This is a genomic window from Flavivirga spongiicola, from assembly GCF_030540825.1.
GTDB lineage: Bacteria > Bacteroidota > Bacteroidia > Flavobacteriales > Flavobacteriaceae > Flavivirga > Flavivirga spongiicola.
Genome location: NZ_JAUOEO010000001.1, coordinates 3,636,375 through 3,660,845, shown reverse-complemented (window position 1 = coordinate 3,660,845; position 24,471 = coordinate 3,636,375). Strand labels below are relative to the sequence as shown.

16 protein-coding genes and 10 tRNA genes are annotated in these 24,471 nt (G+C 34.7%); 2 read left to right on the top strand and 24 right to left on the bottom strand.

What is annotated here, in order from left to right:
• Positions 1-75 precede the first annotated feature (75 nt).
• The 3 genes from Q4Q47_RS14755 to Q4Q47_RS14745 all read right to left on the bottom strand — a co-directional run bounded on the left by Q4Q47_RS14755 (position 76) and on the right by Q4Q47_RS14745 (position 5,970).
• Entirely contained in the window at positions 76-1,623 is a 1,548-nt protein-coding gene (locus tag Q4Q47_RS14755; protein WP_303307400.1) for a SusD/RagB family nutrient-binding outer membrane lipoprotein, read from the bottom strand.
• A 10-nt stretch (positions 1,624-1,633) separates the two neighbouring features.
• Positions 1,634-5,494 (bottom strand): hypothetical protein, encoded by a 3,861-nt coding sequence (locus Q4Q47_RS14750; RefSeq protein WP_303307399.1) that lies wholly within the window; start codon positions 5,492-5,494, stop codon positions 1,634-1,636.
• A 341-nt stretch (positions 5,495-5,835) separates the two neighbouring features.
• On the bottom strand, positions 5,836-5,970 hold the full coding sequence (locus tag Q4Q47_RS14745) for a hypothetical protein (RefSeq protein WP_303307398.1): 135 nt from the start codon (positions 5,968-5,970) through the stop codon (positions 5,836-5,838).
• A gap of 945 nt (positions 5,971-6,915) precedes the next feature.
• On the opposite strand from Q4Q47_RS14745, the gene Q4Q47_RS14740 reads away from it, so the two are divergent.
• Positions 6,916-8,505, top strand: a complete 1,590-nt coding sequence (locus Q4Q47_RS14740; protein WP_303307397.1) for a peptide chain release factor 3 — start codon at positions 6,916-6,918, stop codon at positions 8,503-8,505.
• A 130-nt stretch (positions 8,506-8,635) separates the two neighbouring features.
• Positions 8,636-8,872 carry a (4Fe-4S)-binding protein gene (locus tag Q4Q47_RS14735; RefSeq protein ID WP_303307396.1) on the top strand — a complete coding sequence of 79 codons (237 nt, stop codon included), beginning with the start codon at positions 8,636-8,638 and terminating at the stop codon, positions 8,870-8,872.
• A gap of 345 nt (positions 8,873-9,217) precedes the next feature.
• Here Q4Q47_RS14735 and Q4Q47_RS14730 read toward each other — a convergent pair whose 3' ends face one another.
• From Q4Q47_RS14730 to hpf, 21 genes are all read right to left on the bottom strand, one after another.
• Complete coding sequence (locus tag Q4Q47_RS14730; RefSeq protein WP_135877069.1) at positions 9,218-9,535, bottom strand: DUF3467 domain-containing protein; 318 nt, start codon at positions 9,533-9,535, stop codon at positions 9,218-9,220.
• 132 nt (positions 9,536-9,667) lie between these two features.
• Complete coding sequence (rpoC, locus tag Q4Q47_RS14725; RefSeq protein ID WP_303307395.1) at positions 9,668-13,969, bottom strand: DNA-directed RNA polymerase subunit beta'; 4,302 nt, start codon at positions 13,967-13,969, stop codon at positions 9,668-9,670.
• 74 nt (positions 13,970-14,043) lie between these two features.
• Entirely contained in the window at positions 14,044-17,856 is a 3,813-nt protein-coding gene (gene rpoB / locus Q4Q47_RS14720; RefSeq protein ID WP_303307394.1) for a DNA-directed RNA polymerase subunit beta, read from the bottom strand.
• A gap of 129 nt (positions 17,857-17,985) precedes the next feature.
• On the bottom strand, positions 17,986-18,363 hold the full coding sequence (rplL, locus tag Q4Q47_RS14715) for a 50S ribosomal protein L7/L12 (RefSeq protein WP_303307393.1): 378 nt from the start codon (positions 18,361-18,363) through the stop codon (positions 17,986-17,988).
• Positions 18,364-18,427: 64 nt separating this feature from the next.
• Complete coding sequence (rplJ, locus tag Q4Q47_RS14710; protein WP_303307392.1) at positions 18,428-18,949, bottom strand: 50S ribosomal protein L10; 522 nt, start codon at positions 18,947-18,949, stop codon at positions 18,428-18,430.
• Between the two features lie 19 nt (positions 18,950-18,968).
• Positions 18,969-19,658 (bottom strand): 50S ribosomal protein L1, encoded by a 690-nt coding sequence (gene rplA / locus Q4Q47_RS14705; protein WP_303307391.1) that lies wholly within the window; start codon positions 19,656-19,658, stop codon positions 18,969-18,971.
• Between the two features lie 19 nt (positions 19,659-19,677).
• On the bottom strand, positions 19,678-20,115 hold the full coding sequence (gene rplK / locus Q4Q47_RS14700) for a 50S ribosomal protein L11 (protein WP_274183683.1): 438 nt from the start codon (positions 20,113-20,115) through the stop codon (positions 19,678-19,680).
• Between the two features lie 73 nt (positions 20,116-20,188).
• Entirely contained in the window at positions 20,189-20,743 is a 555-nt protein-coding gene (gene nusG, locus Q4Q47_RS14695) for a transcription termination/antitermination protein NusG (RefSeq protein ID WP_102754918.1), read from the bottom strand.
• Between the two features lie 17 nt (positions 20,744-20,760).
• Positions 20,761-20,955 (bottom strand): preprotein translocase subunit SecE, encoded by a 195-nt coding sequence (gene secE, locus Q4Q47_RS14690; protein ID WP_274183685.1) that lies wholly within the window; start codon positions 20,953-20,955, stop codon positions 20,761-20,763.
• A 168-nt stretch (positions 20,956-21,123) separates the two neighbouring features.
• Positions 21,124-21,196 (bottom strand) — tRNA-Trp (locus Q4Q47_RS14685).
• A gap of 64 nt (positions 21,197-21,260) precedes the next feature.
• Entirely contained in the window at positions 21,261-22,448 is a 1,188-nt protein-coding gene (gene tuf / locus Q4Q47_RS14680) for an elongation factor Tu (protein ID WP_303307390.1), read from the bottom strand.
• Between the two features lie 77 nt (positions 22,449-22,525).
• A tRNA-Thr gene (locus Q4Q47_RS14675) sits at positions 22,526-22,597 on the bottom strand.
• 133 nt (positions 22,598-22,730) lie between these two features.
• Positions 22,731-22,803: transfer RNA gene (locus Q4Q47_RS14670), tRNA-Gly, on the bottom strand.
• Positions 22,804-22,858: 55 nt separating this feature from the next.
• Positions 22,859-22,933, bottom strand: a tRNA-Gly gene (locus Q4Q47_RS14665).
• A gap of 57 nt (positions 22,934-22,990) precedes the next feature.
• Positions 22,991-23,065 (bottom strand) — tRNA-Gly (locus tag Q4Q47_RS14660).
• A 55-nt stretch (positions 23,066-23,120) separates the two neighbouring features.
• Positions 23,121-23,195, bottom strand: a tRNA-Gly gene (locus Q4Q47_RS14655).
• A gap of 56 nt (positions 23,196-23,251) precedes the next feature.
• Positions 23,252-23,326: transfer RNA gene (locus Q4Q47_RS14650), tRNA-Gly, on the bottom strand.
• A gap of 56 nt (positions 23,327-23,382) precedes the next feature.
• Positions 23,383-23,457: transfer RNA gene (locus tag Q4Q47_RS14645), tRNA-Gly, on the bottom strand.
• A gap of 225 nt (positions 23,458-23,682) precedes the next feature.
• Positions 23,683-23,764: transfer RNA gene (locus Q4Q47_RS14640), tRNA-Tyr, on the bottom strand.
• A 203-nt stretch (positions 23,765-23,967) separates the two neighbouring features.
• A tRNA-Thr gene (locus Q4Q47_RS14635) sits at positions 23,968-24,041 on the bottom strand.
• 101 nt (positions 24,042-24,142) lie between these two features.
• Positions 24,143-24,445 (bottom strand): ribosome hibernation-promoting factor, HPF/YfiA family, encoded by a 303-nt coding sequence (gene hpf / locus Q4Q47_RS14630; protein ID WP_135877079.1) that lies wholly within the window; start codon positions 24,443-24,445, stop codon positions 24,143-24,145.
• Positions 24,446-24,471 lie beyond the last annotated feature (26 nt).

The following is a 24,471-nucleotide window of genomic DNA, read 5'->3' as shown; positions in this document are numbered from 1 at the left end:
GTAAGTTTAAACTTACCACCTTTCAAAAACCAACTTAAACAAAAATCTTGAAATCAATCTTGATTTTTAATTTTATTATTGCAATATCCACATAACGCCATTAGTGTCGTCATTACCACTATATTGACTACTAATAGCTGCAAGAACATTGGCCGTATTACTTTCTAATTCTGATGTTGGATACATCCAACGTACCGGAAACTTATCGGACGGAATATTTAAATTGGTAACTGGATTAACTTCAAAATCTGGGTACCCCGTACGTCTATTATCAAAAAACGCAGTATTTGGAGATTGTAGATAGCCACTCAAAAATTTCTGAGTAATAATTTGTTCTATCTGCTCTTCAGTAGTTCCTCCCAGTTGAACTAGAGGGGTGGTTGAGTAATAGTTATCTATATAAGTTGCATCCATTATTCTTCCATGGTGATAAGTCGCATTGTCTGGAGTATTTTCTGCCACCAACGACATAGATGCTTTAATCCCGTTTTCATAGTTAGTTTCAGCAGTATTGGAAATCCATCCACGAACAGCTGCTTCAGCAAGGATAAACTGTACTTGAGCATAGCTTAACAAATAAACTGGCTCACCCTGAGGTAATTCAAGGTAACGATCATTAATAGCAGAAAAATCATTGGACGAAAAAATATCTAAAGTTTGGCCGTATTCCATCGCAGGATTTACACCTACATAAGCTTCATAATCCGATTCTGTATAACCATTGCCTATCTGTACAGAAGAGGGAGCCGCATAATAAAACAACCGGTAATCACCTAAATTTTTTAACCTATCGGTCAATTCAGAAGACACCATAGGGTAAATACTATGGGGGTTTCCTTCTTCATTAAATGGATAATATTGACCTGCGGCATTTTTGTATACCAAACTAAAATTATCTGCATTTGATGAAAAAATTGGACGGCTAGTAACTATTTGGTTAAACCTCTCTACAACTCTTACATCTGTATCTCCTGTTTTTTTATGTAAATTAATTAACACTTTTAACTGAAAAGAATTAACCATTTTTCGCCACTTAACAGGATCGCCACCATAAATCATATCGCCATCAAATGATGCACCGTTGCTAAATAATTGATCTGCCATATCGAGCTCATCTAAAACACCCATAATTACCGTTTTTTGCGTATCATATACAGGAGTAAAGAGCCCTTCATCTTCTCCTTTTAATGCCTCATTATATGGAACATCACCTACTTTCATAGTAAGCTTAAAATAATTGTATGCCCTTATAAAATGCGCCAGTGCCTTATATGAATTTGCAGTGCCTTCAGGAAACCCCTCTAACCCTTCCACCATCTTTTTTGCTTCAATAAGCCTTGTTAATTCGCTAAAATCTGTTCGACCAATGTTATTATATTGCAAGTCTTGGGCAAACTCTGACCAAGCAATATATTTATCATGCATAAAAGGCTGCATAAATCCTTTCGTTCTGCCTATATCATCTCTTGTAATGTCCAAAATTAGTTTTGTAGCCAATACATTAGGCGTAGCAGATGTAATACCATCTGGGTTCGTATTCAGTTCTTCCATATCTACACCACACCCAAATACGAAAAAGAGTAATGCAACTATAACGAATGTTTTTTTTAGAATATTTTTCATAACTAATTATTTATCGTTTAGAATTTTTATTATTAGTAGATGTACTTAATGTAATATTCAACCCTACAAATCTTTGAGATGGAGAAGTTAGATCAGAATCGCTGTTCCAATCAGGATCAGCAAATCTATATTCTTTAGTCCATAATAAAACATTTTGCGCTGTAAGTGCTATGGTAGCACTATCTAAGCCTATTTTTTCAGTAATTTTTTTAGGCATTGAATAGCCAATAGCTATTTCCCTTAACTTCAAGTAAGTTGGGTTTGTTGCACCAAATGATCCTCCCCCAAATCGCCTTGCATAGACTTGATAAGATATAGGAATATCATTTGTTGCATATGTACGGTCATCTGCTGTAATATTCCCGTATTGATCATAGGTGGCAGTACCTGACACTAATTTAACACCTTCTCCAATATACGATGTATTACCATTAACCACCTCATCGTAGCGCCATTCATTATCAGAATCGGGATGTGATCCTGTATCCCACATTTTTTCATTAGTTCTATTATTGGACAACCCACCAACACGTCCATCAAAACTTAAATGGAAATTAAAGTTTTTCCATGTAATGGTATTTGTAAGCCCCCAAATAAAATCTGGATCGCTATAACCAATTACTTCCTCAAAATTGCTTCGTATCGTTCTTCCTCCAGCATCATGAATGAGATTTCCTTGTGGGTCTCTAAGCCAAGGTCTGATTCTATAGGTATCTAATCGAGCACCTGCATAAGTCCATAAGTTATCAGCAGAATAGATGGGATCTAATTCTTTTAAATACCTATGTGATTTAGCCCAGTTGGCAGATACAGACCAAGTAAAATCTTCTTTCCTTATAATATCTGCATTTACAGAAATTTCAAGCCCTCTCCTTTCTATAGTTTCATCAATATTCACAAGTGTACTTGTAAAACCTGATGCTGATGAAATGGTAGCAGACCTTTGGCGGTCATAATTTAAACTTTGATAATAGGCTACATCTAAATTTAATCGGTTTTTAAAAAAATAAGCTGCAGTACCAATCTCCCAAGTTCTATTTACTTCTGGCTTAACTACTGCATTTTTAATTGTAGATGTGTAGGAGGCCTCAGAATAACCTTCACCCCAAGTACCTACATTAACATCATAATTTACGTTGGTTTCGTAAACGCCTAAATCTTTTTTACTAAGTGTCCAAGATCCTCTTACTTTCCATAAATCTAACCAAGAAGGCTTTAACCACTTACTGATAAGAATACTTCCTGCAGCCGATGGATAAAAATAAGAATTCTCGGTAGTTGCCAAGGTCGAAGACCAATCATTACGCCCGGTAACATCTAAAAAGACAGCATCAGCATAAGAAAGTGAAGCAATCCCTAACCAACTATTCACTTGTTTTCTACGAGTCCAAGCATCAGCATCTGGACGTTCTACAGAGTTATTTAAAGAATAAATACCCGGTACTACTATACCTCCTCTTGTAGAAGCAAACAACTCCTGATCCTCGTATTTATACATTGAAAATCCTGTATTGACATCTATATCAAACCCTTTTATTAAGAGATCTTTCTTTTTGTAGTTTAATAAAAGGTCCGTGTTTATACTATAACCTCTATTTTGTTTATTCCAATACATTCCTCTAGAGTTAAACCCTCTAGTTGAGTTAATATTAGGAGGGTTTCTTCTAGTTTCTTTCGATAAACTTGTCCATGCACCTACTCCTATTCTTTCCTGCCACTGATACACCAAATCATCACCAGTATCAACAACTGTAAATGTAGCGTTACTTCCTAAACAAATTGAACTAGCTGTTGGTTGGGTTGTAATCGTTCCCATTGCTGATGCTGTAGTCACAAATGAATTGGTACCTTGAGGGCTTCCTGTGTTTGTAGGGACTCCATTACTATCTACACTACCTTCATCATTATCTGCTAAATTATTACTACTTGTTAAATCACCAGCAACAAAGCTTCCTGACCCTTCAATAGCGTCATAACAACCATCTCCATCACTATCTACATCTAATAAATCTGGAATTGAATCTGCATCAGATTGTATTAATATTAATGGGGTACCTCCATTAGTTGAATCAGCTATATCTGACCAACCGTTATTATTTGTATCAACCAATGCACCTGTACCAATGAGTCCATCGCCATCACCATCAACACCTCCTGCTTCAATAACATCATATATGCCATCATTATCACTATCTAAATCCAGAAAATCTGGAACGCCATCATCGTCATTATCGTATAAATCATTTACACCATCACCATTAGCATCATTAAATGCTGGAAAACCTGGCGTCACATCACTACCATCTAAATAATTATCTATGCCATCCCCATCTGAATCTTTACTTGGATCAAATGTAGAACCTCCAGCCTCTTCTGTATCTAAAATACCATCACCATCACTATCTAAATCACAGAAATTTGCAATGCCATCATCATCTCCGTCTGGAGTTTCTACGATGGTATAATAGGATATAATACCTCCTATAGCTCCATCCTGAGCGCCATTTGTATTTGTATTTTGCGGTGCTTGGTGTACACCTGCTATACCTCCCTGTAAATCAATAATAATGTTTGCAGGAGCCGCCGATAAGTTGTGAAGAAATACACCACCGCCGCCGCCGCCGCCAGGACCGTGTAATACTGTTGTTCCTAAATCTTGACCATCTCCTCCAGAGATATCAACATTTACAGTACCTGAATATGATTCTATATCAAAAGCAACAGAACCGCCGCCGCCGCCGCCGCCGCCGCCATCGATGCCAGTACCTGTTGCTGCTGAATCAGCTCCTTGCGCAAGAATAGTATGACCATTACCTACTATATGTCTGGCACGTATTACAACAATACCGCCTCCATTGGTAGCTATCGCCGAATTTAAATTAGTGATATACCCTGCACCTCCTGCACCACCTAAAAAAACTCTTCTTTGTGCCAAATAAGTTAATAAAGAGTAGCCTCCCTCTCCTCCTGCATCTGCTCCTCCAGGGTTTGTATCACACCACCTTTTACCTCCTATACCTCCAGCCCCATAGTTAGAACCTCCTCCTCCTCCAGAGTCACCAGCCATTCCACCACCTCCACCATTTGCTCTAGGTGCTCTACCTCTATTAAAGTTTGGATCATCTACAACGATTCCTTGACCTTTAGGGGAAGATTCTGTATTTGTAGAAGGAAGAACCATATATGTATCAGGATCAACTCCAAAGCAACTATCTAAAGTACCATTCGCGCTTACCGTAACACCATTATACCCCATTTCTCCTGCATCAATATCGGCGTTAAGCGTTAGAGTATCTTCAACAAAAATGGCTACAACTCCTCCAACACCTAGAACCGGATCCCAGGGAGTACCAGATACTAAACCATTTACATTTACATTAGCGTCAAAATTTGGAACCCTAACTAATTGTACAAGTCCAGGCACATCATAAGCATTTACTAATGGGCCATTTGGATAAACATCATTACCAATAATATTTGAAATAGTAAAAAATTCATAATTACCCGCATTACCTATATCAGTAACATTACCTGCTGTTGGTATATTTGTATTATCTATAGTAGCTCCTTTCATTTGAATAATTAAAACTCTATCCCCAATTGAAAAGGCAGAAGCATTCCCAACCGTAATAGCATTTAAGCATGCTGCTGAAGTGTCGCATGGACCGCATCCAGGGAATGTTATCCCAGAAACAGATTGATAGTCATTTATTACTCCACTAATATTAGTTTGAGAGGTTGCAGAAAATGAAAATAACAAACTCGCACATATCAACAAATACGAATACTTTAATTGTTCTGTTTTTGGTTCAAAACTTTTAAAAAACAAAATAGATTTATTTTTTAATAAAAAATAGATAGAGGTTCTCATTTTGGGGAGTTATAATTAATAAATAGGGCAATAGATACTAATATTATCTTATCGATAAATAAGTGAAACTTTAAAAGCAAAAATTGGGTCAAAAAAAGTTTGGTAATTTAAAAGGTTGCTTTTCCTTTCATTCGAAGTTTGAGTAGAAAAATCCATATGTTAGAGAGTGTATTAGTAGATGTGTTACAATAAGTGACTATTTTTTTATTTATTAAAATTTAATTTTTATCGATTAAATGCATTTTTAATCGATAAAGTGCAAATATATATTTTTTATACACTTTTGCAAACAAAACCAAATCTTTTTTAAACATTTGTTAATAGATGTAGTCTAATACTTTCTAAGTAATGTAGTCAATACTTTCATAATACATAATATCGCGTATAAAACTATCTGATTTACTACCATATAACATAATTGGTTTAAAGAAGAAATTAGTAACAAATAGTTTTAAAAAAGTAAGTTTTAGATTCATATCTGATTTTTTTAGGGGCTTGAAAATCATAGTTTGAAGTTATTTTAATACCACCTTCCATTATTCAGATTAATTGTTACTTCTATTTTTATTACTTCATAAATCCTTAGATTTAATTGAAATTTTGGTAAAAGTATCATACTTAAGGTAGTACTAACAGAACTTGCTATAATAGCAATTGTTCTTTTATTGATAAAAATTTAAATTATACCGATTAAAAACATTTTTAAACGATTAAGTGCAAATATATGTTTTTTATATGCTCCAGCTAATAAAATCATAAAAAAATTAACATTTGTTAATTAAGTGGTTTACTACAACGAACTAATTATAATATAAACTGATGTTTCCATTTAATAAATTAACTCCTATTTAATATTCATAGAGCAATTTATGATAGAAAACAAGCTATCTTCGAGTCTGAGTCATAGAAGTATTTTGCTTGTTTCATACTCAATCAAATTAAGCACAGGTTTTCCCCTTTTGATCAAAAATCGAAATTCTGTTATTAAGATTCCCATTTTATTCATTGTTTTTTATTTTATAATAAAGACTTCATAAATCTTTTAGATTTCACGGGAATGACAAACCTGCCTGCCGGTAGGTTTAACGAAAATCCCGAGGTAAAGCCTCGGATAATTTTTTTCGATTAAAATATAGTAATGCGTATTATCATTCATAGCTGTTTTTAAAAACCTTACGGCAAATATGTTTTCTTTAATTGATTTCTATAAAAAACAATTGAACTCATCTTGACTTTTTGTTTTTAACCGAAAATGAGATAAAATTTGTTCAAATGAGATATTTTTTTAAAAATATAGTATCGCTAAGTGAAAAAAATTGACAAAATATGAACTATTTTTATCCGTTTTTTAGGAAATAGAAAAAGTCAAGATGAGTTCATCATATAAATATTATATTTGCAACCCATTTGCATAAACATTTATGAGTTTTTTAGAGGAAATACAACGCAGACGTACCTTTGGTATCATTTCACACCCAGATGCTGGTAAGACTACTTTAACTGAAAAGTTATTACTTTTTGGTGGTGCAATTCAGGAAGCTGGTGCTGTAAAAAGTAACAAAATAAAGAAAGGTGCAACCAGTGATTTTATGGAAATAGAACGCCAACGTGGTATATCTGTGGCTACTTCTGTTTTAGCTTTTGAATATAATGGTATTAAGATTAATATTCTTGATACTCCTGGACACAAAGATTTTGCTGAAGATACTTTTAGAACGCTTACTGCAGTTGATAGTGTTATTGTAGTAATTGATGTCGCAAAAGGTGTAGAAGAGCAAACTGAAAAACTAGTTGAAGTTTGTAGAATGCGAAACATTCCAATGATTGTTTTCATTAATAAAATGGATAGAGAGGGTAAAGATGCTTTCGATCTTCTAGATGAAATTGAACAAAAATTAGGGTTAAAAGTGGCGCCTTTAAGTTTTCCTATTGGTATGGGTTACGATTTTAAAGGTATTTATAATATTTGGGAAAAGAATATTAATTTATTTAGTGGTGATAGCAGAAAAGATATTGAAGAAACTATCGAGATTAAAGATTTAGCCTCTTCAGAGTTAGATACACTAATTGGTGACAATGCTGCTCAAACTTTAAGAGATGAAATTGAGCTTGTTGAAGGCATATATCCTGAATTTAAAAAAGAGGATTACCTTAATGGCCATTTACAACCTGTATTTTTTGGTTCTGCTTTAAATAATTTTGGGGTTAGAGAATTATTAGATTGTTTTGTTGACATTGCTCCAAAACCAAGAGCTAAGCAAAGCGAAGAACGTTTAGTAAAACCTGATGAAGATAAATTCTCTGGATTTGTCTTTAAAATACACGCAAATATGGATCCTAATCACAGAAATCGATTAGCATTCATAAAAATTGTTTCTGGTGAATTTAAACGAAATACACCGTATTTACATGTAAGAAATAATAAAAAATTAAAGTTCTCTAGTCCAAATGCCTTTTTTGCAGAAAAGAAAGAAATTGTAGATATATCGTTTCCTGGTGATATAGTCGGTCTACAAGACACAGGCAGTTTTAAAATTGGAGATACATTAACCGAAGGAGAAATACTTAATTATAAAGGAGTGCCTAGTTTTTCTCCTGAGCATTTTAGATATATTAATAACGCAGATCCTTTAAAATCTAAGCAGCTTTTTAAAGGTATAGACCAGTTAATGGATGAAGGTGTTGCTCAGCTATTTACGCTAGAGCTTAATGGTAGAAAAGTAATTGGAACTGTTGGTGCACTACAATACGAAGTTATTCAATATAGATTAGAGCACGAATATGGAGCAAAATGTTCTTACGAAAATTTAAATGTTCACAAGGCGTGTTGGGTAGACCCGGAAGATTCTAAAAGTGAAGAATACAAAGAATTCGTTAGAGTGAAACAACGCTTTCTAGCCAAAGACAAACAAAATCAATTAGTATTTTTAGCAGATTCTTCTTTTTCATTACAGATGACACAGCAAAAATATCCTAGTATAACGTTTCATTTTACCTCAGAATTCAACTAATTACCACGTGCATTTCATCGATTTTTTTGTTATTTAACGATAATTTCATACATTTAGTCGATTATTTCAGTATTTAGATTAATCAACATATACATTTAAAATAGAATTACAGCCAAAAAATAACCTACTTATGAAAACCAAAGACAATGTTTTCAGTAATTCAGATATTACTGTAACTTTTAACCCCTGTGCTTGCATACATTCTGATCATTGTGCAAAAGAACTTTCAAGTGTATTTCAAGATTCTGTCATTCCCTGGATTGACCTTGAAGGTTCCTCTGACAAAAAAATAATACAACAAGTAAAAAAATGTCCATCTGGAGCCTTACAGTTTCATTACAATAAAGAGGATAGAGAGGTTGCATAGAGCTCTATGTTTTTGCTTATTATGATAAGCAAAAATATCAATTAAACTAAAATAAGCCTTTTTAAGCTCTTTTCTAGCCTTGCAAATAAATCTCTTTATAAGACTTCAAAAAAAGTGCTTAAACTAATTCGTTTAAACTCAATTTTTAGTTGGTATAATTAAAATTAATGAAATGCTATTTTATTATAGCTATCAGTTATAAAAATAAAAGCTCTTGAAAATTTCAAGAGCTTTTATTTTTATGCTTGACCAGTTGGCCCAAAATTTAAAGGTATCGGTGGTTGCTCAAGAGAAGTATTTCGAGCAACCTAAAACTAGTATTATTTTAAAGTTTTACCTCAAACATTATGCTTGACCTGTTGGCCCGAAATTTAAAGGTATCGGTGGTTGCTCGTAATCTTTAATTTCACCGTGAGCATTTTCAAACCTAGCTACATTTTCACCTAAAGCTTTTAACAAGCGTTTAGCATGTTGTGGCGTTAATATTATCCTAGATTTCACTTTACTCTTTGGAATACCAGGCATAATATTCACAAAATCTACAACAAACTCTGAAACTGAATGATTAATAATAGCCAAGTTAGAATAGGTTCCTTCTGCTACTTTTTCATCCAATTCAATGTTTATTTGACCTTGCTTTTGATTATCTTTTTCGTTTGCCATTGAAAATTTTATTTTTCACTTCCATAAGTGGAAGTCTTATTATACACCTATCTATTAGTCTAAAAAAAGCCTTCAAGTTATTATACATGAAGGCTTTTATTTTTCAGATTCCTGCCTTCGCAGGAATGACAATTAATTATAATTTAACTCTTGTTTTACCTGCATCATTTCATCAAACTCTTCTTTAGAGCCAACAATGATATCTGTATAACTTCGCATACCTGTACCTGCTGGAATTCTATGACCAACAATTACATTTTCTTTCAATCCTTCTAAACTATCTACTTTACCGGCAACAGCTGCTTCATTAAGAACCTTCGTTGTTTCCTGGAACGATGCTGCAGAAATAAATGATTTAGTTTGAAGTGAAGCTCTTGTTATACCTTGCAATATTGGCGTAGCAGTTGCTGGTTTAGCATCTCTTGCCACAACAAGTTGTTTATCTTCTCTACGTAAAATAGAATTTTCATCTCTTAATTCACGAGGTGAGATAATTTGTCCTGCCTTAAGGTTAGTTGAATCTCCAGCTTCTTCTATCACTTTCATTCCAAAAATATCATCATTTTCTTTAATAAAATCAGCTTTATGAGCTAATTGATCCTCTAAGAAGATAGTATCACCAGAATCGATAATGCGAACTTTACGCATCATTTGTCTTACAACCACTTCAAAGTGCTTATCGTTAATCTTCACACCTTGTAAACGATATACTTCTTGTACTTCATTTACTAAATATTGTTGAACCGCAGATGGGCCTTTTATATTTAGGATATCGTTTGGCGTAATAGAACCATCAGAAAGTGGCATACCTGCTTTTACATAATCATTTTCTTGAACAAGAATTTGATTCGATAATTTAACAAGATACTTTTTAATTTCTCCTAATTTAGATTCTACAATAATCTCACGATTACCTCTTTTTATCTTACCAAAAGAAACGACACCATCAATTTCACTTACTACAGCTGGGTTTGAAGGATTACGCGCTTCGAATAACTCAGTTACACGAGGTAAACCTCCAGTAATATCACCTGCCTTAGCTGATTTACGAGGTATTTTAACTAAAATCTTTCCAACTTTAATTTTATCTCCATCGTCAATCATTAGGTGAGCTCCAACTGGTAAATTATAAGAACGTATTGTTTCTCCTTTAGCATCTTCAATATGAAGTGTTGGAATCAATTTCTTATTTCTAGATTCAGAAATTACCTTTTCCTGGAAACCAGTTTGTTCATCAATCTCAACTTGATAAGTAATACCCTGTTCTATATTTTCATATTTTACTTTACCAGCAAATTCTGAAATAATAACACCATTATATGGATCCCAAGAACAAACGACATCTCCCTTGCTTAAATTATCACCATTTTTAACATATATGTTAGAACCATAAGGAATATTGTTTGTACTTAAAACGATTCCAGTTTTCTTATCTGTAAGTTTAAGTTCAGACGTTCTGGAAATCACAATATCAACCACATTTCCTTCACCATCTTCACCTTTAACTGTTTTTAAATCTTCAATTTCGGCAACACCATCAAATTTAACAGCTAATTTATTGTCTTCAGAAATGTTACCAGCAATACCTCCTACGTGGAATGTACGAAGTGTTAACTGCGTTCCTGGTTCTCCAATAGACTGTGCTGCAACAACACCAACGGCTTCACCTCTTTGTACCATCTTACCTGTCGCTAAATTACGACCGTAACATTTAGCACAAATTCCTTGTAGAGCTTCACATGTTAAAGCAGAACGCACTTCAACACTATCAATTGGAGAAGCTTCTACTGCCTTCGCAATATCATCTTCTATTAACTGACCAGATGCCACTAACAATTCTTCTGTTAAAGGATTATAAACATCATTTAAAGAAACACGTCCAACGATTCTTTCTTCAAGTGTTTCTACAACTTCATCGTTTTTCTTTAATGGTGCAACTTCTACACCTCTTAACGTACCACAATCTTCTGTATTAATAATAACATCTTGAGATACATCAACTAAACGACGTGTTAAGTAACCAGCATCTGCCGTTTTAAGGGCCGTATCCGCAAGACCTTTACGTGCACCGTGTGTAGAGATAAAGTATTCTAAAATTGAAAGTCCTTCTTTAAAGTTAGAAAGAATTGGATTTTCAATAATCTCTCCTCCACCTGCATTAGATTTTTTAGGTTTTGCCATTAATCCACGCATACCTGTAAGCTGACGAATCTGTTCTTTAGATCCACGAGCTCCAGAATCAAGCATCATAAACACAGAGTTAAATCCTTGCTGATCTTCACGAATACGTTTCATTGACAACTCAGTCAATTCAGCATTTGTAGATGTCCAGATATCAATAACCTGATTATAACGTTCGTTGTTAGTTATAAGTCCCATATTATAGTTACCCATAATACCATCAACTAAACCATTGGCTTTATCGATCATTCCTTGTTTTTCTGGCGGAATAATAATATCACCTAAACTAAATGATAAACCACCTTGGAATGCAAATTTGAATCCTAATGTTCTAATAGCATCTAAAAAATCTGCCGTTTCAGGAACCGAAGTAAACTTCAAAATGCTTCCGATAATATCTCTTAATGATTTTTTAGTAAGTACTTCATTAATATAACCTGCTGCTTGTGGTACATGTTGGTTAAATAATACACGACCAACAGTAGTTTCTACAATTGCAGGTGCAAGCTTACCATCTTCATTAATATCAATGGTTCTTACTTTAATACCCGCATTTAAATCTACTTGCTTCTCATTAAAAGCTATAACAACTTCTTCTGAAGAATAGAATGTTAAACCTTCTCCTTTAATTGGTAATTCTGGAGTAGACTTACGTAACTTGGTCATATAGTATAAACCAAGTACCATATCTTGAGAAGGTACCGTTACCGGAGATCCATTAGCTGGATTTAAAATATTATGAGACGCCAACATTAATAATTGACATTCTAAAATAGCTTCTGGCCCTAATGGTAAATGTACTGCCATTTGATCACCATCAAAATCCGCATTAAATGCTGTACATACTAACGGGTGTAATTGGATGGCTTTACCTTCAATTAGCTTGGGTTGAAAAGCTTGGATACCCAATCTATGCAAAGTAGGCGCACGGTTAAGTAATACTGGATGTCCTTTAAGAACGTTCTCCAAGATATCCCAAACCACAGGCTCTCTTTTATCAATAATTTTCTTAGCCGATTTTACCGTCTTAACAATACCTCTTTCAATTAATTTTCTAATGACGAAAGGCTTGTAAAGCTCTGCAGCCATATTTTTTGGTAAACCACATTCGAACAATTTCAATTCTGGTCCAACAACAATAACTGAACGTGCAGAATAATCAACACGTTTTCCAAGTAAGTTTTGACGGAAACGCCCTTGCTTACCTTTTAATGAATCCGATAATGATTTTAACGGTCTGTTAGAATCTGTTTTAACAGCTGACGATTTACGTGTGTTATCAAACAATGAATCTACAGATTCCTGAAGCATACGTTTTTCGTTACGTAAAATAACTTCTGGCGCTTTAATTTCAACTAATCTTTTTAGACGGTTATTACGGATAATAACACGACGGTATAAATCATTTAAATCAGACGTAGCAAAACGACCTCCATCTAGTGGTACTAGTGGACGCAATTCTGGTGGAATGATTGGAATCACTTTCATAATCATCCATTCTGGACGGTTTTCTCTGTTTAGATTAGATTCACGTAAAGACTCTACTACTTGTAAACGTTTTAAAGCTTCTGTTTTACGTTGTTTAGACGTTTCTGTATTTGCTTTATGACGTAATTCGTATGATAAACTCTCTAAATCAATTCTAGCTAACAATTCAATAAGACATTCAGCTCCCATTTTCGCAAGAAATTTATTAGGATCTGTATCGTCTAAATACTGATTGTCTTGAGGTAGTTCTTCAAGGATATTTAAATATTCTTCTTCTGTTAAGAAGTCCATTTTTTGTAATGGTTCACCTTCCTCATTTTTGGCATTTCCAGGCTGTATTACTACATAGCGCTCGTAGTAAATAATCATATCTAATTTCTTAGATGGTAAACCTAATAAATAACCTATTTTGTTTGGTAACGAACGGAAATACCAGATATGAGCCACAGGTACCACTAAATTAATGTGTCCTACACGATCACGACGTACTTTCTTTTCTGTTACTTCTACACCACAACGATCACATACGATTCCTTTGTAGCGAATTCTTTTATATTTACCACAAGCACATTCGTAATCCTTTACAGGACCAAAAATACGCTCACAGAACAAACCATCTCGTTCTGGTTTGTGAGTTCGATAATTGATAGTTTCTGGTTTTAAGACTTCACCTCTAGATTCTGCTAAAATAGACTCTGGTGATGCTAAACCAATTGAGATTTTATTAAACCTCTTTACTGTATTCTTATCTTGTTTTCTTGCCATTTCTTTATAGTATTCAGTGTTCAGTGTTCAGTGCGCAGTGCCTACTGCTAACTTGATTACTGCAAACTATTTTATTATTCCTCTAATCTAATATCTAATCCTAATCCTTTCAATTCGTGCATAAGTACATTGAAAGATTCAGGTAGTCCTGGATCTGGCATTGGTTCTCCTTTAACAATACTTTCGTAAGTTTTGGCTCTACCAATTACATCATCAGATTTTACCGTTAAGATTTCACGTAGCGTACTTGATGCTCCATAAGCTTCAAGTGCCCAAACTTCCATCTCTCCAAAACGCTGACCACCAAACTGTGCTTTACCACCTAATGGCTGCTGCGTAATTAATGAGTAAGGCCCTATAGAACGTGCGTGCATTTTATCATCTACCATGTGTCCTAGTTTCAACATGTAAATCACGCCAACTGTTGCTGGTTGATCGAAACGTTGTCCAGTTCCGCCGTCATATAAATATGTATGTCCGTATCTAGGAATTCCAGCTTCATCTGTAAATCCATTGATTTGATCTATAGTTGCTCCATCAAAAATAGGAGTTGCATACTTACGATCTAGTTTTTGTCCAGCCCAGCCTAATACTGTTTCGTATATCTGACCGATGTTCATACGAGATGGTACACCAAGTGGATTTAATACAATATCAACTGGCGTTCCGTCTTCTAAGAAAGGCATATCTTCTTGACGAACGATTCTTGCAACAATACCTTTGTTACCGTGACGTCCTGCCATTTTATCACCTACTTTAAGCTTACGTTTTTTAGCGATGTATACTTTAGCTAGCTTGATAATACCTGCTGGTAATTCATCTCCTACAGAAATTGTAAATTTCTCACGTCTTAAAGCTCCTTGTAAATCGTTTTCTTTAATCTTATAATTGTGAATTAAATCTGCAACTAGTTGATTCGTGTGCTCATCTGTTGTCCATTTACCTGATACTAAGTGTGCATAATCATCAACAGCATTTAACATCTTAAGTGTGAATTTTTTACCTTTTGGTAATACTTCTTCACCTAAATCATTAAAGATACCTTGGGCAGTTTTGCCATTTACTATGGTGAAAAGTTTTTCGATTAAAACATTCTTTAAATCATCAAACTTAGAATCATAAATACCTTCTAATTGTAAGATATCATCTTTATCTTGAGCTCTCTTACGCTTATCTTTTACTGCTCTAGCAAATAATTTCTTTTCGATGACAACACCATTTAAAGATGGCGATGCTTTTAAAGAAGCATCTTTTACATCACCTGCTTTATCACCAAAGATAGCACGTAATAATTTTTCTTCCGGAGTTGGATCAGATTCACCTTTTGGCGTAATCTTACCAATAAGAATATCACCAGGTTTCACTTCTGCACCTACGCGAATCATTCCGTTTTCATCTAAATCTTTAGTAGCTTCTTCTGAAACGTTAGGGATATCATTAGTTAACTCTTCGTTACCCAATTTTGTATCTCTAACTTCTAATGAATACTCATCAATATGAATAGATGTAAAGATATCTTCACGTACTACTTTTTCTGAAATTACAATCGCATCCTCAAAGTTATACCCTTTCCAAGGCATAAAGGCTACTTTCATATTTCTACCTAATGCTAACTCTCCTTTTTGAGTCGCATAACCTTCACATAAAACCTGACCTTTAGTTACAATATCTCCTTTAACCACAATTGGTTTTAGGTTGATAGAGGTTCCTTGATTTGTCTTTCTGAATTTTACTAATTGGTAAACTTTAATATCGCTATCAAAACTTACTTTAGCTTCATCTTCAGTACGATCGTATTTAATTTTTATTTCGTTTGCATCGACATAAAGCACTTCTCCATTTCCTTCCGCATTAATTAATACACGAGAATCTGAAGCTACTTGACGCTCTAATCCAGTACCAACAATAGGTGCATCTACTCTCAATAATGGAACTGCTTGACGCATCATGTTAGATCCCATCAAGGCTCTATTCGCATCATCATGTTCTAAGAAAGGAATTAGAGATGCTGAAATTGATGAAATTTGATTTGGTGCTACGTCTGTATAATGTAATTCATTAGGATCAATTACAGGAAAGTCTCCTTCCATTCTAGCAATTACCTTATCGTGTAAAATCTTACCATCATCATCAACTTCTACAGTTGCTTGTGCAATTAATTTCTCTTCTTCTTCTTCAGCACTTAAATACGTTGGTTCATTTCCAATATCAACAACACCTTCTGTTACTTTTCTATAAGGTGTTTCAATGAACCCCATAGAATTCACTTTAGCATATACTGAAAGTGAAGAAATTAAACCAATGTTTGGTCCCTCTGGTGTTTCAATAGGACATAAACGTCCATAATGTGTATAGTGTACATCACGAACCTCGAAACCTGCTCTCTCACGAGATAAACCTCCTGGCCCTAATGCAGATAAACGACGTTTGTGCGTTATTTCAGCTAATGGATTTGTTTGATCCATAAACTGAGATAATTGGTTTGTACCAAAGAATGAATTAATTACAGACGATAAAGTCTTAGCATTAATTAAATCTATTGGTGTAAAAACCTCGTTATCACGAACGTTCATACGCTCACGAATAGTACGTGCCATACGCGCTAAACCAACACCAAATTGTTGTGATAATTGTTCACCAACTGTACGTACACGACGGTTAGATAAGTGATCAATATCATCAATCTCTGCTTTAGAGTTGATAAGCTCGATTAAATATTTTATAATAGTAATGATATCTTCTTTAGTAAGCACTTGCTTATCCATTCCAATATCTAACTGTAATTTCTTATTCATTCTGTAACGTCCAACTTCTCCTAAAGAGTAACGTTGGTCGCTAAAGAATAATTTATCTATAATTCCACGTGCTGTTTCCTCATCTGGCGGTTCAGCATTACGTAATTGTCTATAGATATGCTCAACAGCCTCTTTTTCTGAGTTTGTTGGATCTTTTTGAAGCGTGTTGTGAATAATAGCATAATCGCCTTGTTCAGCACTTTCTTTATGTAAAAGAATCGTTTTTACATCTGCTCCAATAATTTCTTCAACATTTTCTTTATCTAAAATAGTATCACGATCAAGCACAATTTCATTACGCTCAATAGATACTACTTCTCCTGTATCTTCATCAACAAAATCCTCATGCCATGTGTTTAGTACACGTGCTGCTAATTTTCTTCCTAAATACTTCTTTAATCCAGATTTAGATACTTTTACTTCTTCTGCAAGATCAAAAATCTCTAAGATATCTTTATCTCGTTCAAAACCAATAGCTCTAAACAATGTTGTAACAGGTAACTTTTTCTTTCTGTCAATGTAAGCATACATTACCTGGTTAATATCTGTAGCAAATTCAATCCAAGAACCTTTGAAAGGTATAACCCTAGCTGAATATAATTTTGTTCCATTTGCATGGAAAGATTGACCAAAGAATACGCCTGGTGAACGGTGTAATTGAGAGACTACTACACGTTCTGCACCATTAATACAAAATGTACCACTAGGTGTCATGTAAGGTATAGTTCCTAAATACACATCTTGAACAATGGTCTCGAAATCCTCATGTTCAGGGTCTGTACAATATAACTTTAACCTTGCTTTTAGCGGAACGCTGTATGTAAGCCCTCTTTCAATACACTCATCAATAGCATATCTTGGTGGATCTACGAAGTAATCTAAAAATTCTAAAACAAATTGATTACGAGAATCTGTAATAGGGAAGTTTTCCATGAAGGTGTTATAAAGACCTTCATCACCTCTTTCTTCAGATTTTGTTTCTAATTGGAAAAAATCCTGGAAGGATTTAATCTGAATATCCAAGAAATCTGGATATTCTGTTCTATTTACAATAGACGAGAAATTTAATCTTTCAGCTTGTGTTGATAACATCAATGGACGAATTATGATTAAAAAAATAGTTATTAACGTACGTAATAATTATATACGCAAAATGGTCTAGGTCTTGTCACGCTTTTTGACGTGACAGACCTAAACCTTTATGTTTTTGAAATGGTAAGCTTACTTAAGCTCAACCTCAGCTCCTGCTTCTTCTAATGATGCTTTTAAACCTTCTGCTTCATCTTTAGATACGCCTTCTTTGATAGCACTTGGTGCTTCATCAACTAAACCTTTAGCTTCTTTTAATCCTAAACCAGTTAATTCTTTAACCAATTTAACAACAGCTAATTTAGAACCACCAGCTGCTTTTAAAATAACATCAAATTCAGTTTGCTCTTCTGCGGCGTCTCCACCTGCAGCAGCACCTCCAGCAGCAACAGCAACAGCTGCAGCAGCAGGCTCGATACCATACTCATCTTTTAATATAGTAGCTAACTCATTTACTTCTTTTACTGTTAAGTTAACTAATTGTTCTGCGAAATCTTTTAAATCTGCCATTTTTCTATCGTTTTAATAATTTTTTAATAATAATATAATTGTAATAAGTGCGTACTGTTTAATTCTATCCTTCTTTTTCAGATAGTGTTTTAATGATACCAGCAATAGTTCCTCCACCTGATTTAAGTGCAGAAATAACGTTTTTAGCAGGCGATTGTAATAATCCAACAATCTCTCCTATCAACTCTTCTTTAGACTTGATATCTACTAACATGTCTAATTGATCATCACCAATATAAACTGCTTCCTCAATGAATGCTCCTTTTAATAAAGGCTTTTCTGATTTTTTTCTAAAGGTTTTAATTACTTTAGCTGGAGCGTTTCCAGTTTCAGAATACATGACTGAAGTATTACCTTTTAAAACTGTAGGAAGCTCTCCAAATTCTTTATCTGAAGCTTCCATTGCTTTTTCAAGTAATGTGTTTTTTACTACTGCTAACTTAACGCCTGCTTTAAAACAAGCGCGACGTAAATCTGAAGTATTACCTGCATTTAATCCTGATATATCTGCTAAATAAATGTTAGCATTATCGGCTAATTGTACAGTTAATTCTTCGATTACTTGTGATTTTTCTTGTCTTGTCATAATAAAAGTTTTTAACTAATTAACCAATCTTAGGATCAACAGCAACACTAGGACTCATTGTAGAAGACATAAAAATGCTTTTTACATAAATTCCTTTTGCTGAAGTTGGCTTAAGTTTCATTAACATTTGTAATAATTCATTTGCGTTCCCTGCAATTTTATCAGCACTAAATGATGCTTTTCCTATCGCAGCGTGTACAATACCAGTTTTATCAACTTTAAAATCAATTTTACCAGCTTTTACTTCTGTTACAGCTTTAGCAACATCCATAGTTACTGTACCTGTCTTTGGGTTAGGCATTAAACCGCGAGGACCTAATACACGTCCTAAAGGACCTAATTTACCCATAACACTTGGCATAGTAATAATAACATCTACATCTGTCCAACCACTCTTGATTTTATCAAGGTACTCATCTAAACCAACGTAATCTGCACCAGCTTCTTTAGCTTCTGCTTCTTTATCTGGTGTTACTAATGCTAATACTTTTACATCTTTACCAGTACCATGAGGAAGAGATACAACACCTCTTACCATTTGGTTCGCTTTTCTTGGATCTACTCCTAAACGTACAGCTAAATCTACTGACGCATCAAACTTTGTATTGGTAATTTCCTTTATTAATGCTGATGCTTCTTCAACAGAATAAATTTTTCCTTTTTCTATTTTCGCTGCAGCTTCTTTTTGCTTTTTTGTTAATCTTGCCATTTTAAATGTCTTTTATAGATTAATTAGGGAATTGCCCTGTTACGGTTATACCCATTGATCTTGCAGTACCAGCTACCATTTTCATTGCAGATTGGATAGTAAATGCATTTAAATCTACCATTTTGTCTTCAGCGATGGTTTTAACCTGATCCCACGAAACTTTAGCTACTTTTTTTCGGTTTGGCTCTCCAGAACCTTTCTTCACCTTAGCCGCTTCTAATAATTGAACTGCTGCTGGTGGAGTTTTTATTACAAAGTCAAACGATTTGTCTTTGTAAACAGATATAACCACTGGTAATACTTTACCTGGTTTATCTTGGGTTCTAGCATTGAATTGCTTACAGAACTCCATGATGTTAACACCTGCAGCTCCTAAAGCGGGTCCAACCGGTGGCGACGGATTCGCAGCACCTCCCCGAACTTGTAACTTAACTACTTTACCTAATTCTTTTGCCATTTTTAATAATTTAATTTGATGCTATCTTTCTAATTGGAAGCGAAAGAGAACAACCTATCTTTATGTAACATTATTATACTTTTTCTACTTGCATATAGCTTAATTCTAACGGTGTTTTTCTTCCAAAAATCTTCACCATTACTTCTAGCTTACGCTTTTCTTCATTTATCTTTTCAATGGTACCATCAAATCCATTAAATGGCCCATCTATAACTTTTACTGTTTCTCCTTTAGTAAATGGTATGGCTACATTTGCAGTTTCTTCTACAGATAACTCATCAACCTTACCTAACATTCTGTTTACTTCAGATTGTCTAAGTGGAACAGGATCCCCTCCTTTAGTTTCACCTAAAAATCCAATGACGTTAGTAACCGAACGTATTATATGAGGTACTTCTCCAGTTAAATTAGCTTGAACCATTATATACCCAGGGAAAAACACTTTTTCCTTATGGATTTTTTTTCCATTTCTAATTTGGATCACTCGTTCTGTAGGAACTAGCACTTGATCAACATAATCTTGAAGACCTAATCGAGCTATTTCATTCTCGATATAAGTTTTAATCTTATTTTCCTGACCACTTACGGCTCTAACAACGTACCATTTTTTTTCGCTTACTTCTGACATAAAATCAACATTAATCATTAATTAATTAACTCAAAGTAATAGCTAACAACTTTACTAAATACTGTATCTACTCCCCAAATTGCTAAGGAAAATATAATTGAAAACACAGCAACTAAAACTGTTAAACTTTGCGCTTCAGCCCACGATGGCCAACTCACATTATTTTTAAGTTCTCCAAATGATTCTTTTACGTAATTTACAATTCCAGCCATTTATTATTTTTTTAAACACTTTACTTCAACTGCACTCAGTACAGGCTACGCTTTGTGTAAACTTATTTAGAAACTTTCTGTCTCTTATTTGAGAAACTTACTTCCCTTAGTCTACGCTGAGGATAAACTCACTCAACATAAACTTCTCGCTCACAATCCTTTGCTTTGCACGGGTTGAGAGACTCGAACTCCCGACACCTGGTTTTGGAGACCAGTGCTCTACCAACTGAGCTAAACCCGTAAATATAAGTCAAGGTATTCCGAAAACGGAATACCTTAACTTATTTATTTATTTTAAAACTGTATTAGTCTAAAATCTCAGTTACCTGACCTGCTCCAACTGTTCTACCACCTTCACGAATCGCGAAACGCAGACCAACATTCATTGCAATAGTGTTAATCAACTCAACAGTAATTGTTAAGTTATCTCCAGGCATTACCATTTCTACTCCATCAGGAAGCGCTATGTTTCCAGTTACATCAGTTGTACGAACGTAGAACTGTGGACGGTAGTTATTATGGAATGGTGTGTGACGTCCACCTTCTTCTTTTTTAAGAATATAAACCTCAGCTTTAAATTTAGCATGTGGCGTTACAGAACCTGGCTTACAGATTACCATACCTCTAGAGATTTGAGATTTCTCAATACCTCTTAATAAGATACCTGCATTATCACCAGCTTCACCTCTATCTAATATTTGACGGAACATTTCGATACCTGTAATAGTAGATGTTAATTTCTCAGCACCCATACCAATGATCTCTACAGGATCTCCAGTGTTAGCTATACCAGTTTCGATACGACCAGTTGCAACAGTTCCACGACCAGTAATTGAGAATACATCTTCAATTGGCATTAAGAAATCTTTATCAACCTCTCTTAATGGCTCTTCAATCCAAGAATCACAAGCCTCCATTAACTCCATTACTGTATCAACCCATTTTTGCTCACCGTTAAGTGCACCTAAAGCAGAACCAGCAATTACAGGACCATTATCTCCATCGTACTCATAGAAAGATAATAAATCTCTGATTTCCATATCTACTAATTCAAGTAATTCTTCATCATCAACCATATCCACTTTATTCATGAATACAACGATACGAGGAATACCTACCTGACGTCCTAATAAGATGTGCTCACGTGTTTGTGGCATTGGACCATCTGTTGCTGCAACAACTAATATAGCACCATCCATTTGAGCTGCACCAGTTACCATGTTCTTTACGTAATCGGCGTGACCTGGACAGTCAACGTGAGCGTAATGACGATTTTTTGTTGCGTATTCTACGTGTGATGTATTAATTGTTATACCTCTTTCTTTTTCTTCAGGAGCGTTATCGATTTGATCGAAATCTTTTGCTTCTGATAAACCTGCATCAGCTAATACTTTAGTAATAGCAGCAGTTAAAGTTGTTTTACCGTGATCTACGTGTCCAATTGTACCTATATTTAAGTGCGGTTTTGAACGATCGAAAGTTGCCTTTGCCATGTTTTTTAAATAATTTAATCTTAGTTATATAATAATATTAGTGTATTCTATTTTTTTAATCTCTAGTTCTAATATAGAGCCAATGACGAGATTTGAACTCGTGACCTCTTCCTTACCAAGGAAACGCTCTACCCCTGAGCTACACCGGCGTAAAGTTTTTATTTCCTATCCTTTCAAACAACCTATCATTATAAGGTTATGTAAATTGAAAGAAGAGATTCCTGCCTTCGCAGGAATTTTAGAGCGAGAGATCACGCTTTTGGCGTAACGACACTCACTTTGAGCGAGAGACCGGGTTCGAACCGGCGACATTCAGCTTGGAAGGCTGACGCTCTACCAACTGAGCTACTCTCGCATTATTTTTTTAGATCCTTTTCAGAATCTCTGGTCTTCAATATGTAATGAACTTTAACGAGAGATCACGCCCAAAGCGTGACGGCATTCAGCTTGGAAGGCTGGCGCTCTACCAACTGAGCTACTCTCGCATTATTTTTTTTTAGATCCTTTTCAGAATCTCTGGTCTTCAATATGTAATGAACTTTAACGAGAGATCACGCCCAAAGCGTGACGACATTCAGCTTGGAAGGCTGACGCTCTACCAACTGAGCTACTCTCGCATTATTTTTTTAGATCCTTTTCAGAATCTCTGGTCTTCAATATGTAATGAACTTTAACGAGAGATCACGCCCAAAGCGTGACGGCATTCAGCTTGGAAGGCTGACGCTCTACCAACTGAGCTACTCTCGCATTATTTTTTTTAGATCCTTTTCAGAATCTCTGGTCTTCAATATGTAATGAACTTTAACGAGAGAGCACGCCCAAAGCGTGACGACATTCAGCTTGGAAGGCTGACGCTCTACCAACTGAGCTACTCTCGCATTATTTTTTTTAGATCCTTTTCAGAATCTCTGGTCTTCAATACGTAATGAACTTTAACGAGAGATCACGCCCAAAGCGTGACGACATTCAGCTTGGAAGGCTGACGCTCTACCAACTGAGCTACTCTCGCAATTTTTCAAAAAATTCCAAATACAAAATTCCAAATTCCAATCATTAAAGGAAAGAGCAATTTTAAAGACTTGAAAATCTTCAAAAGGTGTTTTCAATATTTCAATTCAAAAAAGGACTAACTCCCTCTGGTCGTTAATCCTGGATTGGTAAACCAATCCAAATAATTTTAAAACACAGTTTTACAAAAACAAGTTTTTGATAACTATCTATTTAAAATCACTTGTGGGGAGAGCAGGATTCGAACCTGCGAAGACGTAGTCAGCAGATTTACAGTCTGCCCTCGTTGGCCGCTTGAGTATCTCCCCAATTATACTTATTTCATTTTCTATAAGAACTTCCTCAAAATAGTTATTGTTTTTTCTACTTTGATATCCCTGCTTCTACAGGAATTTAAAGAGCCGATGGAGGGACTCCCTTCGACTACGCTCAGGATAAACTTCTCGTCCCAAGTCAAAAAAACAGCTTTAAAACCATTTATTAACTTCCTTTGCGTTATTCACTTTTTTAGAGCCGATGGAGGGACTCGAACCCACGACCTGCTGATTACAAATCAGCTGCTCTAGCCAGCTGAGCTACATCGGCGTTTTTTATACTTTTTTCGCATAAAAAAAGCCCGCTATTTCTAACGGACTGCAAATGTATAGATTTATTTTTTTAATCAAAACATTTTTTAAGAAATTTTACTATAAATGTGATCTTAATTTTTCTTTTCTCTTTTTTAGTTGCCTTTCTAACGATGATACTGCGACATCTGCACCTTCTTCAAAACTTTTACATTGCTTCTTTACTACAAAACTATCTCCAGGAACACTTACTCTCGCTTCAAAAATTTTATTTTCTTTTTCACTTGTATTTTCTACTTTTAAATAGACATCTGATTTAATAACTTTATCATAAAACATATCTAATTTATCCATCCGCTTTTGAATAAAATCTATTAACTTTTGGTCAGCATTAAAATTAACTGATTGGGTGTTTACTTTCATCCTTCTGTTTTTTGGTTAATAATCTT